Origin of the sequence: Acidovorax sp. NCPPB 3576, assembly GCF_028473605.1 — a bacterium.
In the GTDB taxonomy this organism is placed as follows: Bacteria; Pseudomonadota; Gammaproteobacteria; order Burkholderiales; family Burkholderiaceae_C; genus Paracidovorax.
Genome location: NZ_CP097267.1, coordinates 2,932,506 through 2,944,190, shown reverse-complemented (window position 1 = coordinate 2,944,190; position 11,685 = coordinate 2,932,506). Strand labels below are relative to the sequence as shown.

The window sequence follows — 11,685 nt, the reverse complement described above, 5'->3', positions numbered from 1 at the left end:
CTGATCCATGTCCAAGTCCCGCATCCTGGTCGCCCGAGCCATCTTTCCCGAGGTGGTGGACCGGCTTTCGCAGCATTTCGAGGTCGAGGCCAATCCCGCCGATGCGGTCTGGTCGCCGGCCGAGCTGGCCGATCGCCTGCAGGACAAGGACGGCGCCCTGACCACCGGCAGCCAGCGCATCGACGCCGAGCTGCTGGCGCGCTGCCCGCGGCTGCGCATCGTGGCCAACATGGCGGTGGGCTACAACAACTTCGACGTGAACGCGCTCACCGCAGCGGGCGTGCAGGGCACCAACACGCCGGACGTGCTGACCGAGACCACGGCGGACTTCGGCTTCGCGCTGCTGATGGCCACCGCGCGCCGCATGACCGAGAGCGAGCACTATCTGCGGGCCGGCCAGTGGACGAAGTGGAGCTACGATATGTTCGCCGGCTCCGACGTGCACGGCAGCACGCTCGGCATCCTGGGCATGGGCCGCATCGGGCAGGGCATCGCCCGGCGCGGTGCGCACGGCTTCGGCATGCAGGTGATCTACCACAACCGTTCCCGCCTGTCGCCCGCGCTGGAGGGCGAGTGCGGTGCGCGCTATGTCTCCAAGGAGGAGCTGCTGCGCAAGGCCGACCACCTGGTGCTGGTGCTGCCCTACACGGCCGAGTCGCACCACGCCATCGGCGCCGCCGAACTGGCGCAGATGAAGCCGACCGCCACCCTGGTCAACATCGCGCGCGGCGGCATCGTGGACGACGCGGCGCTGGCTGCCGCGCTGCGCGACAGGCGCATCGCCGCTGCCGGGCTGGACGTGTTCGAGGGCGAGCCGCAGGTGCACCCGGACCTGCTCACCGTGCCCAACGTGGTGCTGACCCCGCACATCGCCAGCGCCACCGTGCCCACGCGGCTGGCCATGGCCAACCTGGCGGCGGACAACCTGATCGCGTTCTTCGACGGGCGCGGCGCGCTGACGCCCGTGAACACGCCGGGCGAGCGGCCATCGTGATCCGGACCATGGCGGCGCTGCTGCCGTGGTTTCAAGCCAAATAGGCCGCATGCCGGCGATTTTCATGCCGGTGTAGCTATCAAATAAATAGCAAAAGGAGTGTCGGGTTTTGGAAATGTTCGCTGTCCTGGGTTTGCTGGTGCTGGTCGTCCTGATGCTGGCGGTGCTGCTGCTGCGCAGTCCGCGCGCCGAACTGCCCCCCGAGTGGCTGATGCGCCTGCAGCGGCTGGAGGCCACGGCCCAGGCCACGCAGCTGGCGGTGGCCAAGAACGATGGCGCCCTGGAGGGCATGGCCCAGCAGCTGCGCGGCTTCACGCAGACCATGCAGGGCACGCTGGAGAGCGTGCGCCAGGCCGTGGACGAGCGGCTGGCGCAGGCGGTGCACGAATCGCGCAGCGGCCGTGCGGAGTTGCTCGCCGCGTTCACCGCCTTCGAAGGCAAGCTGGAGCAGCGCCTGGCGCTGGGCCAGACCGATGCCGTCGCGGCACGGCAGGAGCTAGTGCAGGCGCTGGGCGCCTTCCGCACCGAACTCACGCAGACCGGCGAGGCCCTGCGCGGCGTGCTCAACGAGCGGCTGTCCGCCATCCAGGCCGACAACGCCGCCAAGCTGGAGGAAATGCGCCGCACCGTGGACGAGAAGCTGCACGCCACGCTGGAGCAGCGCCTGGGCGAATCCTTCAAGCTGGTGAGCGACCGGCTGGAGCAGGTGCACAAGGGCCTGGGCGAGATGCAGACGTTGGCCGGCAGCGTGGGCGACTTGAAGCGCGTGATGACCAACGTGAAGACGCGCGGCACCTGGGGCGAGATGCAGCTGGGCGCCATCATCGAGAACGTGCTCACCGTGGACCAGTTCGCCCGAAACGTGAAGGTCGTGCCCGGCAGCGACGACCTCGTGGAGTTCGCCATCCGGCTGCCGGGCCGGGGCGACGAGCATCCCGTGTGGCTGCCCATCGACTCCAAATACCCGGTGGAGCAATACCAGCGCCTGCTGGACGCGCAGGATGTGGCCGACAAGGCGGCAGTGCTGTCCGCAGGCAGCGCGTTCGAGACCTCCATCAAGGCCGAGGCGCGCAAGATCTTCGCCAAGTACGTCTCGCCGCCGCATACCACCGACTTCGCCGTGATGTACCTGCCCACCGAGGGCCTGTTCGCCGAGGTGATCCGCCGGCCCGGGCTGGTGGAGGCGCTGCAGAACGACTGTCGCGTGATGATCACCGGCCCCGCCAACCTGGCGGCCATGCTCAGCAGCCTGCAGATGGGCTTCAAGACGCTGGCGATCGAAAAGCGCTCGTCCGAGGTGTGGGGCCTGCTCGGCGCGGTGAAGACCGAGTTTTTCAAGTTCGGCGAAGTGGTCGAGGCCACGCGCAAGTCCATCGACGCGGCGGCCAAACGGTTCGACGAGGTCGGTGTGCGAACGCGCGCCATCCAGCGCCGGCTGCGCGACGTGCAGGTTTTGCCGGCACCGGCGGCGGGCACCCCACTGGAGGGGGCGGGTGCACCGGATGCCGCCCTGCCGCCGGCCATCGAGGACGAGGCCGCATGACATGAACGCTGCACTCGCCCGCCTGATCGCCGGCCAGATCTGTATCCACGCCTGCATGGCCGGCATGCGGCTGGCCGCTCCTTTGCTGGCGCTGCGCGAGGGCTACAGCGCAGCGGCGGTCGGCGTCTTGCTGGCGCTGTTCGCGCTCACGCAGGTGTTCCTGGCGCTGCCGGCGGGCCGCTATGCCGACCGCCACGGCCTCAAGCGCCCCGTCGGCTATGCCGTGGTCGTGGCGGTGGTCGGTGCCGCAGGGGCGCTGGCGTGGCCGGCGTTTCCCATGCTGTGCCTGGCCGCGCTCATGACGGGCGGCGCCACGGGGGCGGCCACCATCGCGCTGCAGCGCCATGTGGGGCGCGCGGCGCACGACTCTACGCAATTGCGGCAGGTGTTCAGCTGGCTGGCCATCGGGCCGGCCGTTTCCAACTTCGTCGGGCCGTTCTGCGCCGGCATGCTGATCGACCATGCCGGGACCGTTGCCGGCAGCACCGAGGGCTACCGCGCCGCCTTCGCGCTGATGGCCGTGTTGCCCGTCGCCACCTGGTTCTGGGTGCGGGCCACGGTGGAGCTGCCGCCGGTGATCGCCGCGGCTGGTGGGGCACGCCCCCGGGCCTGGGACCTGCTGGGCGAGCCGGGCTTTCGCCGTCTGCTCATCGTGAACTGGCTGCTGTCGTCGTGCTGGGACGTGCACACCTTCGTGGTGCCGCTGCTGGGGCACGAGCGGGGCCTGTCGGCGTCGGTCATCGGCACCATCCTGGGCGCCTTCGCCATCGCTGCGGCCGTGATCCGCGTGCTGATGCCCCTGGTGGCGGCGCACCTGCGCGAGGCCGTGGTCGTGACCTGGGCGATGGTCGCCACTGCGGCGCTGTTCGCGGTGTACCCCCTGCTGCCCAACGCCTGGGCGCTGGGCCTGTGCTCGGTGCTGCTGGGCTTCGCTCTGGGCTCGGTGCAGCCGATGATCATGAGCATGCTGCACCAGATCACGCCGTCGAACCGCCACGGCGAGGCGCTCGGCCTGCGGCTCATGGCCATCAATGCATCGAGCGTGCTGATGCCGGTGCTGTTCGGCTCGGCGGGGGCGCTGATCGGCGTATCGGGGCTTTTCTGGGTGGTGGGCGCGAGCGTCGGTGCAGGCTCGCGGTGGGCCATGCGCCTGGGCGAAGAGGGGACGCATTCCGTAGCGTCCCATTGAGGACGGGCTGCAGGGGGTGACGGCCTGTTTTCGCAGCAGGCCGTGGCAGCGGCGTCAATGGCGCGAGCTGCTGGCTCCTGGGCGCAATAGCCGGCGATGGCGCCTGGTTTCGGCGCCATGCCAGGCGGTTTGTCAAAGCTTGTAGAACGCCTTGATGATGTTCCAGGCTTCCTGCGGGTCGTCCGTGTAGTGGAACAGGTTCAGGTCGGCGGCGGAGATGGTGCCTTGCTCCACGAGCGCATCGAAGTTGACGACCTTCCTCCAGAAGTCGGTGCCGAACAGCACGATCGGCACCGGCTTGGCTTTGCCGGTCTGTACCAGGGTGAGCACTTCGAATAATTCGTCCAGCGTGCCGAAGCCGCCGGGGAAGGCCAGCAGCGCCTTGGCGCGCATCATGAAGTGCATCTTGCGCAGCGCGAAGTAGTGGAACTTGTAGCTCAGCGAGGGCGAGATGAAGCGGTTGCCGCTTTGTTCGTGGGGCAGGGCGATGTTCAGGCCCACGTTGAGCGCGCCGACGTCGTGCGCGCCGCGGTTGGCGGCTTCCATGATGCCGGGGCCGCCGCCGGTGCACACGTAGATGCGGTCGGCGGGGGGCTTTTGCTCGCTGTGCTCGGCGACCACGCGCGCGAATTGCCGCGCCAGGTCGTAGTAGCGGGCGTTGCGCACGGCCAGCTTGGCGCGCGCGATGCGGCTGTCGTCGCCGCTGGCCTCGGCATCGGCGAGCTGCTGCTCGGCCTCGTCGGGGGCGATGAAGCGCGCGCTGCCGTACACCACCACGGTGTTCTCGATGCCTTGCGCGGTCTGGCCCAGGTCGGGCTTGAGCATTTCGAGCTGGAAGCGGATGCCGCGCGTTTCGCGGCGCAGCAGGAATTCGGGGTCTGCAAACGCCAGCCGGTAGGCATCGGCATGCAGCGGGTTGCCGTTCACGGCGTGGTTGTTCAGTTCGGCCCAGGCATTGGCCAGGCGGCTGTCGTTCAGGTCGGTGTTGGAATCCATGGGGTGAGATTGTGCGGGCAAAAAAGAAGGGCCCGTTGCCGGGCCAGGGGTCAGCGGGCTGCCCACCAGAGGGCCGTGCGCATGCCGGCCCAGGTGAGGGTGAAGGAGCCGCCCACGTGCAAAAGCAGCGTGGCCAGCGCGATGCCGTAGCGCTGCTGCATCAGCATGGTGACGACTTCGCCAGAGAAGCTGGAGAAGGTGGTCAGGGTGCCGAGAAAGCCGGTGATGATGAGCAGCCGCCAGGCCGGGTCGATGTCGGGCCGCTGGGTGAACACGGCGATGGCGATGCCGATCAGGTAGCCGCCGATCAGGTTCACCGCCAGCGTGCCCCAGGGCAGCAAGCCGCCAGGGTTGAGCCACAGGGCGAAGCCCCAGCGCAGAAGGGCGCCAAGGCAGGCAGCCAGGCAGATGACGGCGACGTTGAGCAGCATGCCGCAAAGTATCGCAAAAACCAGGAGGCAACCAGCCGCCCGTGCCGTGGATCGGCGCCGCGTCGAACGGACTGGCGCGTGTTTGTGCCTTCAGCCGCCGTCCTTGCCCATCACCAAATCCGGCAGCACGGTGACGATCTGCGGAAACACCGTGATGATCGCGATGCACACCACCAGGCACAGGAAGAACGGGATGGCCGCCCGCGCAATGGTGTTGCTGTCCTTGCCGGTCATGTTCTGCAGCACGAAGAGGTTGAAGCCCACCGGCGGCGTGACCTCGGCAATTTCCACCAGCAGCACGATGAAGATGCCGAACCAGATCAGGTCGAAGCCGGCCTTCTGGATCATGGGCAGCACCACTGCGCTGGTGAGCACGATCATGCTGATGCCGTCGAGCGCCGTGCCCAGCACGAGATAGACGATGGTCAGCACACCGATGAGCGCGATGGGCGAGAGGTTCATCGCATTGACCCACTCGGCCAGTTCGCGCGGAATGCCGGTGAACGCCATGGTCTTGGTCAGGAAGGCCGCCCCGGCCAGGATGAACATGATCATGCAGCTGGTGCGCGTGGTGCTCATCAGCCCTTCGGTGAAGTTCTTCCACGTGAGCGAGCGGCTCCACAGCGCCAGCCCGAGCGAGCCGGCCACGCCGTAGGCCGCGCATTCGGTGGCGGTGGCGTAGCCGGCCACCAGCACCCACACGATGAAGACGATCAGGACCGCCACCGGAATCAGGTTGCCCGACTGGCGGATCTTCTGCCGGAAGGTGGTCGGTGGATCGGCCGGGGGCACCTTGTCGGGGTTGCGCAGGCTCCACCAGCCGATGTAGCCCGAGAACAGCAGCATCAGCAGCAGGCCCGGCAGAAAGCCGGCCAGGAAGATGCGGATGATGGACGCATCGGCCGCCACGGCATACACCACCATCGTGATGGACGGCGGAATGAGAATGCCCAGCGTGCCTGCCGTGGCGAGCGAACCCAGCGCCAGGCGTTCGTCGTAGCCGCGCTTGAGCAGCTCGGGCAGGGCCACCTTGCTGATGGTGGCGCAGGTGGCGGCGGACGAGCCCGACACCGATCCGAAGATGCCGCACCCCAGGATGGTGGTGTGCATCAGCCGGCCCGGCACCCGGTTGAGCCAGGGGCGCAGGCCCTCGAACATCTCTTCGCTCAGCTTGGTGCGAAACAGGATCTCGCCCATCCAGATGAACAGCGGCAGCGCCGCCAGCTCCCAGCTGGCATTGCTTTCCCAGAAGGCAGAAAACAGGTTTTTGCCGGGCTGCGTGTTCGTGAAGAACGCCTGCCCGACCCAGCCGCAGATCGCCAGCGTCATCGCGATCCACACGCCGCCCGAGAGCAGCACGATCATCAGCAGCAGCAGGACGCCGCCCACCATCAGAATGTCCATGGGATTCTTCTTTCGGGCCCGGCCGGGCCGCAGCAAGGGTTCAGGTCGGATCGGGGTGGGTTAGATGTCGGAGGAGAAGTCGCCGCGCGCGTGGCGCTCCTCGACCTGGCGCACGAAGGTGGGCACGCCGCCGCGCAGCACGATGATGAATTCATCGACCACTGCGACGAACAGCAGCACCGAACCCAGCGCGAAGCTCATCTGGGGGATCCACATCGGCAGCGGCAGCAGGCCCTGGGCGACATCGTTGAACTCCCAGCTTTCGTAGGTGAAGAGACACGCCGACCAGGCCAGGTAGGCCACCGCCACCGAGCCGATGGCCAGCGAGACGATCTCGAACTGCCGGCGCCGGGGCGGCGAGAGCTTCTCCAGCAGCAGCGTGACCCGCACGAAGTCGCCGTGCTTGAAGGCATGCGCCATGGCGAAGAACGCCGCGGCGGCGCAGAACCACGCCACCACGTCGTTGAGCGCCCCGGTGCGCACGCCGACCTCGCGCAGCACGCTCTGGGCGATCATCAGCACGCAGATCAGCGCCACGAAAGTGGCGCCCAGGGCGCCTGCGCCCAGGTAGAGCCGATCCAGGAAGCGGCGCATCACTGGGCTGCCGCAGGGGCCGGCTTGCGGTAGGCGGCGATGATCGCCTCACCATCGGGCCCGGCCTTCTTGAGCCAGTCGGCCAGCATGATGTCCCCGACCTGCCGCAGGTCGGCCACGAGCTTGGGTGGCGGTGGAAGGATCTTCATGCCCTTGTCGGTCAGGGCCTTCTTGTACCACTCGTTCTTTTCCGCGCTGATCTTCCAGCCGCGGGCCTCGGCCGCGGCGGCGCTCTTGAGCAACTCGTACTGCGTGGGCTTGTCGAGCGCATCGAAGGCCTTCTTGCTCACGATGATGGCGTTCTTGGGCAGCCAGGCCTGGGTGTCGTAGAAGTACTTGATGCTCTCGTACAGCTTGCTGTCGTAGCCGGTGGAGCCGGACGTCATCATCGATTCGACCGCCCCGGTGGCGGTGGCCTGCGACAGCTCGGCCGCCTGAATGGTGACGGGCTGCGCGCCGATCAGCTCGGCGATCTTGGCCGTGGCGGGGCTGTAGGCGCGCCATTTGATGCCGCGCAGATTCGCCACCGAGGTGATTTCCCGCTTGGAGTAGATGCCCTGTGGAGGCCAGGCCACGGTGTAGAGCAGCCGCAGGCCCTGCGCATTGAGCAGCTTCTCCAGCACGGGCTTCTGCGCTTCGTACAGCCGCTTGGAGTCGGCGTAGGAGGTGGCCAGGAAGGGAATGCCGTCCACGCCGAAGATCGGGTTCTCGTTCTCGAAGTTGGGCAGCAGGATCTCACCGGCCGGCGCCTGGCCGCCTTGCACCGCGCGTTTGATCTCGTTGGCCTTGAACAGCGATGCGTTGGCATGCACCGTGATCTTGAGCTTGCCGCCCGTGGCGGTGTCCACGTCCTTGGCGAATTCGGCCAGGTTCTCGGTATGGAAGTTGGTGGCGGGATAGGCTGCGGCCAGGTCCCATTTGGTCTGCGCGAATGCGGTGGGGGCAAACAGTCCGCAACCCAGGGCGCCGGCGAGGGCCCATGCGGACAGAGGGAGAGCGCTACGCTTCATCGATGAACTCCACAGTGGTAGTGAGACAGGGAAACGGAAGACCGCATTCAATGTAACCGCGTGTTTGCGGTAACACCCTCAGGTGTTTACCTGAACAAAGCGCATGGCAAAGGCCCGGACCGGGCCCATCGCCACTGCGGTTCGGTATGCACAGACCGTGCCAGAGAAGGGTGCTGCCAACCCCCCTGCTTTCATGCCGCTTGGCGCTTGCGGCATGCGACGCGATGGCCTTCAGCGCCGGGCGTGCACCACGTCACGCACCGCCGAAGGGAACAGGGGCCGCGCCCCCCATCCACCCAGGCGCAATCAGCCGCGTTGGGAAAGAATGGCCTGCCACGCGTCCACCGCCGCCAGCACGGCGGCCTTCTGCACGCCGTGCGCGAAGCGGAAGGCATCGCCCGACACCGTCTCGTCGGGGAACTCGGTGATGAGCGTGACCGGCGCGCCGCGCGGGTTCTCGGACTGCGTGCAGGCCGTGCCGTGGATCACCTCGAACGGCAACGCACCCGCGTGGCGTTCGTACAGCGCCATCTGCCGGGCGTTGTACTCGGGCAGGCCGGGGACGGCCTGCAGCGCGGCGGCCACCCGCTCCAGCAGCGCGCGGCCCTCGGCCTGCCAGCCCGGGTGGTGGCGCAGGATCAGAAAGAACCCCTTGGGCACCGTCCACAGGCCGAAGCCGCGCGGCACGTAGCCGGACAGCGGCCGGGTCCACTCATGGGCGGGGTAGCCGTGCAGGTTGATGTGCAATTGCGCGCCGGAAAGGGCCAGGGCCTGTTCGCGGGCTTCGCGCTCATAAAGCGGCGCGGTCTCGCGGTATTCGATGTCGTCGCCCAGCGCGCTGTAGCGCGCGGCATGCTGCATGTGGTGGGCATGGTGCGCGCCCAGTTCGCGATGCAGCGCATAGCCGTCGGGGTTCTCCAGCGCGATGAGGGCGAAGTGCGCACCGGGCCGCGCCTGCAGCGCCTCGGCCGCGCGCAGGGCGCCCACGACGCCGGAGGTTTCGTTGGCGTGCTGGCCGCCGCTCAGCAGGACCGGGGCGTCGGTGCCGGTACGGTACAGGCCCAGCACCTCGCGCCCCTGGCGGCTGCGCGCGGAAAAGCGCTGGCCGCCCAGCCGCGCCATGGCTTGCGCGATGCGCTCTGGCGGCGGGGCCTGGCCCATGTCGTCCAGGGCTTGTCCGGCCGTGGTGTCCGCCCACGCGCTGGCGTCCTGCGCGGCCATGTCGAAGGCGCGCAGCGCGATGCGCAGGCGCGGCGGGCCGTCGTAGTGGCGCACGTCAGGCACGATCTGCCCGGGCTGCAGCCGGCGGTCGCCGGCCGGGCGGCCGGAGCGCTGCTGAAAGAACTCCAGCAGCGAAAAATACAGGTCTTCGTGCAGGGCCTCGTGCAGGCTCATGCATTCGTGCGGCGTGAACAGCGGCTGCTCGAAGCCCGGCAGATCGACGCGAATGTCCAGCCGTTCGAAGTAGGGCTCCTGCGCGGGCCAGGCGTGCTCCCGCAGCGTGCGCATGGCGTGCGCGAAGAGGTCTTCGAAGTCGGTGGATTCGGCCCCATCCAGGTGGCCGCCCGGCGCACCGGACGAGACCACGCGCAACCAGCCCGTGGGCGAGAGCAGCGGGTCCGGGCCGGTGGGGTCTGCATGCACCCGGTTGGGCGCAAAGACCCGATCGGCCGTTTCGCGGCCATCGCGAAAGCGCAGCGCCACGCGGTAGTGCAGGTCGTCGTCCCCGGGCTCGAACCGCAGGTCGCAGCCGGCCAGCAGGTCGGCCAGCGGATAGGCCTCCAGCAGAAAACGCCCGGGCGAACCAGTGGCCGGCACCGGGTAGCGCACCGTGGCGGCGGCCAGTTGGTCGGTATCGACCTCTTCCAGAAAGTAGTGCACCAGCGGCTTGTAGGCGCTGCGAAGGCGCGCCGCAACACCCGCCGCCGCCAAACGCTGCTCGGCCGCGCGCCGCGCTGCCACGCCTTCGAACAGCCAACCTTCGATGCGGGCGCCGCGATGCGCGGGCTGCCCGAAGCGGTCCACCCATGCGTCCAGGGTGCGCGGGAAGGTCTGGTCCCACAGGGGATGGCTGGGTGCGAAAGCGGACATGCGACAAATTTCCTGCGGTGCCCGAAGGCGGGGCTAAAAGAAAAGGCCGCTCATCGGGCGGCAGCACCTGCAGCGGTGTACAGCCCCGAAGCCGTGCGGGGTGGATGCACGACGATGTTGCTGTATCCGCGGTAGGTGCCGTTCTTCAGCTCGTCCGTCACCCACACGATCCATTCGGGCTTCCTGCCTTTGCCGTGGTCGATGGTGCCCACGACCTCCAGCCGGAAGAACTGGTCCGGGGTTTCCACCTTCACAGCGCCGCCTTCGGATTGGGGCTTGCCGGGCAGCAGCGTCTTCAGCGTGTGCTTCTTGGCATCGGCCCGGTTGCGCAGCGACGAAGGGAACGACCGCAGGTCCAGCTTTTCGTACAGGGCTTTGGCCTGCTGGCCGGAGGCCGATGCCTTCTCGGCGACGAAGGGCTTGCCGGCAACCAGGCGGATGCTGTCGCACAGCAGGTATTCGCTTCGGATCTCGAAGTTGCGGGTGGATTCGACCGGCTGGCTTTTCGACAGCAGGTCCGAATATTCGACGCAGTTCTTGGCCGACGCGCCGTTGTCGAACGCGAGCGGCGTGCGGTCGGCGGTGAGCGATGCCTTCAGGTTCTGCAGCGCCGACAGCAGTTCGGGGTTGGCGACGTGCACCACGCCGGCCGCGTTGTCAGCGGCATGGGTGGCATGGGCTGAACTGGCGGCATTGGCGGCATGCACGGCGCCGGAAACCATCACGGCGGTGGCCAGGGCGATCCATCGTTTCATTTGACTTTCTCCAGCAGGGCGGCTTCCTTGCCGCGGCGGGTGGGGTACACATCCCCGAAGTTCTTGAGCAGCTTGACCGCTTCGGTCCAGTCCTGTTCGGTGACGGCTTTCCAGAACTTCGGCGTGGCGGCATCCAGGTTGACGCCGTACTGGAACGACACCGACGCGATGACGGTCTGCGCTTCCGCCGGCAGGTCGATGAAATTCTTCTTGGCGGCCGAGGCCGAGTCGTACTTCAGCTTCACGCTGGCGATGTGGCTGGCCTTGGTGGCCTTGTCGATGGATTCGGCCTCGGCGGCGGTGATCGTCAGCGGGGTCTTCTCGATCAGCGTCTTGGCATCGGCGCCCTTGGTGCCGAGGTAGGGCTTGAGCTTGGTGACCAGGCCGCTGGCCAGGCCCAGGTTCTTCAGATCGCTCTCGGAGCGCTGGCCCAGGTCGAACCCGGTCGCGATGGTCACGCCGCTCTTGCTCACGTTGGCCGCCGGCACGTAGCCGGTGGTCAGCGAGCCGCCCTCCAGGGCGCTCAGGAATGCATAGTCGATTTGTTCTGGCATGTCTGGTGGATGAAGGTGGTCGGTGGCTGCCGCATTCGGTGGAACGGGCCAGTTCGTTGAAAGGAGGGGAATTCGACAATCGCGCACCCTGGGATGCAAGCGGGCCGCCGCGGCATGCCGCGGG

At 67.8% G+C, this 11,685-nt stretch carries 11 protein-coding genes; 3 read left to right on the top strand and 8 right to left on the bottom strand.

Annotation, left to right across the window (positions count from 1 at the left end):
- Positions 1-7: 7 nt before the first annotated feature.
- From M5C98_RS13495 to M5C98_RS13485, 3 genes are all read left to right on the top strand, one after another.
- Positions 8-994, top strand: coding sequence for a 2-hydroxyacid dehydrogenase (locus tag M5C98_RS13495; protein WP_272547949.1), 987 nt, complete (start codon positions 8-10; stop codon positions 992-994).
- A 115-nt stretch (positions 995-1,109) separates the two neighbouring features.
- Positions 1,110-2,537 carry a DNA recombination protein RmuC gene (gene rmuC / locus M5C98_RS13490; RefSeq protein ID WP_272547948.1) on the top strand — a complete coding sequence of 476 codons (1,428 nt, stop codon included), beginning with the start codon at positions 1,110-1,112 and terminating at the stop codon, positions 2,535-2,537.
- A gap of 1 nt (position 2,538) precedes the next feature.
- Positions 2,539-3,726, top strand: coding sequence for an MFS transporter (locus M5C98_RS13485; protein ID WP_272547947.1), 1,188 nt, complete (start codon positions 2,539-2,541; stop codon positions 3,724-3,726).
- A 132-nt stretch (positions 3,727-3,858) separates the two neighbouring features.
- On the opposite strand, the gene M5C98_RS13480 is transcribed toward M5C98_RS13485, so the two are convergent.
- The 8 genes from M5C98_RS13480 to M5C98_RS13445 form a co-directional block, all read right to left on the bottom strand.
- Positions 3,859-4,722 carry a TIGR00730 family Rossman fold protein gene (locus M5C98_RS13480; RefSeq protein WP_272547946.1) on the bottom strand — a complete coding sequence of 288 codons (864 nt, stop codon included), beginning with the start codon at positions 4,720-4,722 and terminating at the stop codon, positions 3,859-3,861.
- Positions 4,723-4,772: 50 nt separating this feature from the next.
- Positions 4,773-5,153 (bottom strand): fluoride efflux transporter CrcB, encoded by a 381-nt coding sequence (gene crcB, locus M5C98_RS13475; protein ID WP_272547945.1) that lies wholly within the window; start codon positions 5,151-5,153, stop codon positions 4,773-4,775.
- A 90-nt stretch (positions 5,154-5,243) separates the two neighbouring features.
- A complete protein-coding gene (locus M5C98_RS13470; RefSeq protein ID WP_272547944.1) occupies positions 5,244-6,557 on the bottom strand; it encodes a TRAP transporter large permease in 1,314 nt (437 codons plus the stop codon).
- A gap of 60 nt (positions 6,558-6,617) precedes the next feature.
- Complete coding sequence (locus M5C98_RS13465) at positions 6,618-7,151, bottom strand: TRAP transporter small permease (RefSeq protein ID WP_272547943.1); 534 nt, start codon at positions 7,149-7,151, stop codon at positions 6,618-6,620.
- Positions 7,151-8,161, bottom strand: coding sequence for a TRAP transporter substrate-binding protein (locus M5C98_RS13460; protein WP_272547942.1), 1,011 nt, complete (start codon positions 8,159-8,161; stop codon positions 7,151-7,153). Before M5C98_RS13460 ends, M5C98_RS13465 begins: the two co-directional genes overlap by 1 nt.
- Before the next feature lie 306 nt (positions 8,162-8,467).
- On the bottom strand, positions 8,468-10,252 hold the full coding sequence (locus tag M5C98_RS13455) for a peptidase M14 (protein ID WP_272547941.1): 1,785 nt from the start codon (positions 10,250-10,252) through the stop codon (positions 8,468-8,470).
- A 50-nt stretch (positions 10,253-10,302) separates the two neighbouring features.
- On the bottom strand, positions 10,303-11,007 hold the full coding sequence (locus M5C98_RS13450; RefSeq protein ID WP_272547940.1) for a hypothetical protein: 705 nt from the start codon (positions 11,005-11,007) through the stop codon (positions 10,303-10,305).
- Positions 11,004-11,561 (bottom strand): pesticin C-terminus-like muramidase, encoded by a 558-nt coding sequence (locus M5C98_RS13445; RefSeq protein WP_272547939.1) that lies wholly within the window; start codon positions 11,559-11,561, stop codon positions 11,004-11,006. Before M5C98_RS13445 ends, M5C98_RS13450 begins: the two co-directional genes overlap by 4 nt.
- Positions 11,562-11,685: the final 124 nt, after the last annotated feature.

Excerpts from the sequence above, each read along its gene's own strand:
- M5C98_RS13495 (WP_272547949.1), top strand. The coding sequence starts at position 8 with ATGTCCAAGTCCCGCATCCTGGTCGCCCGAGCCATCTTTCCCGAGGTG.
- M5C98_RS13480 (WP_272547946.1), bottom strand. The coding sequence starts at position 4,722 with ATGGATTCCAACACCGACCTGAACGACAGCCGCCTGGCCAATGCCTGG.
- M5C98_RS13460 (WP_272547942.1), bottom strand. The coding sequence starts at position 8,161 with ATGAAGCGTAGCGCTCTCCCTCTGTCCGCATGGGCCCTCGCCGGCGCC.
- M5C98_RS13455 (WP_272547941.1), bottom strand. The coding sequence starts at position 10,252 with ATGTCCGCTTTCGCACCCAGCCATCCCCTGTGGGACCAGACCTTCCCG.
- M5C98_RS13450 (WP_272547940.1), bottom strand. The coding sequence starts at position 11,007 with ATGAAACGATGGATCGCCCTGGCCACCGCCGTGATGGTTTCCGGCGCC.
- M5C98_RS13470 (WP_272547944.1), bottom strand. The coding sequence starts at position 6,557 with ATGGACATTCTGATGGTGGGCGGCGTCCTGCTGCTGCTGATGATCGTG.
- rmuC (WP_272547948.1), top strand. The coding sequence starts at position 1,110 with ATGTTCGCTGTCCTGGGTTTGCTGGTGCTGGTCGTCCTGATGCTGGCG.
- M5C98_RS13465 (WP_272547943.1), bottom strand. The coding sequence starts at position 7,151 with ATGCGCCGCTTCCTGGATCGGCTCTACCTGGGCGCAGGCGCCCTGGGC.
- crcB (WP_272547945.1), bottom strand. The coding sequence starts at position 5,153 with ATGCTGCTCAACGTCGCCGTCATCTGCCTGGCTGCCTGCCTTGGCGCC.
- M5C98_RS13485 (WP_272547947.1), top strand. The coding sequence starts at position 2,539 with ATGAACGCTGCACTCGCCCGCCTGATCGCCGGCCAGATCTGTATCCAC.
- M5C98_RS13445 (WP_272547939.1), bottom strand. The coding sequence starts at position 11,561 with ATGCCAGAACAAATCGACTATGCATTCCTGAGCGCCCTGGAGGGCGGC.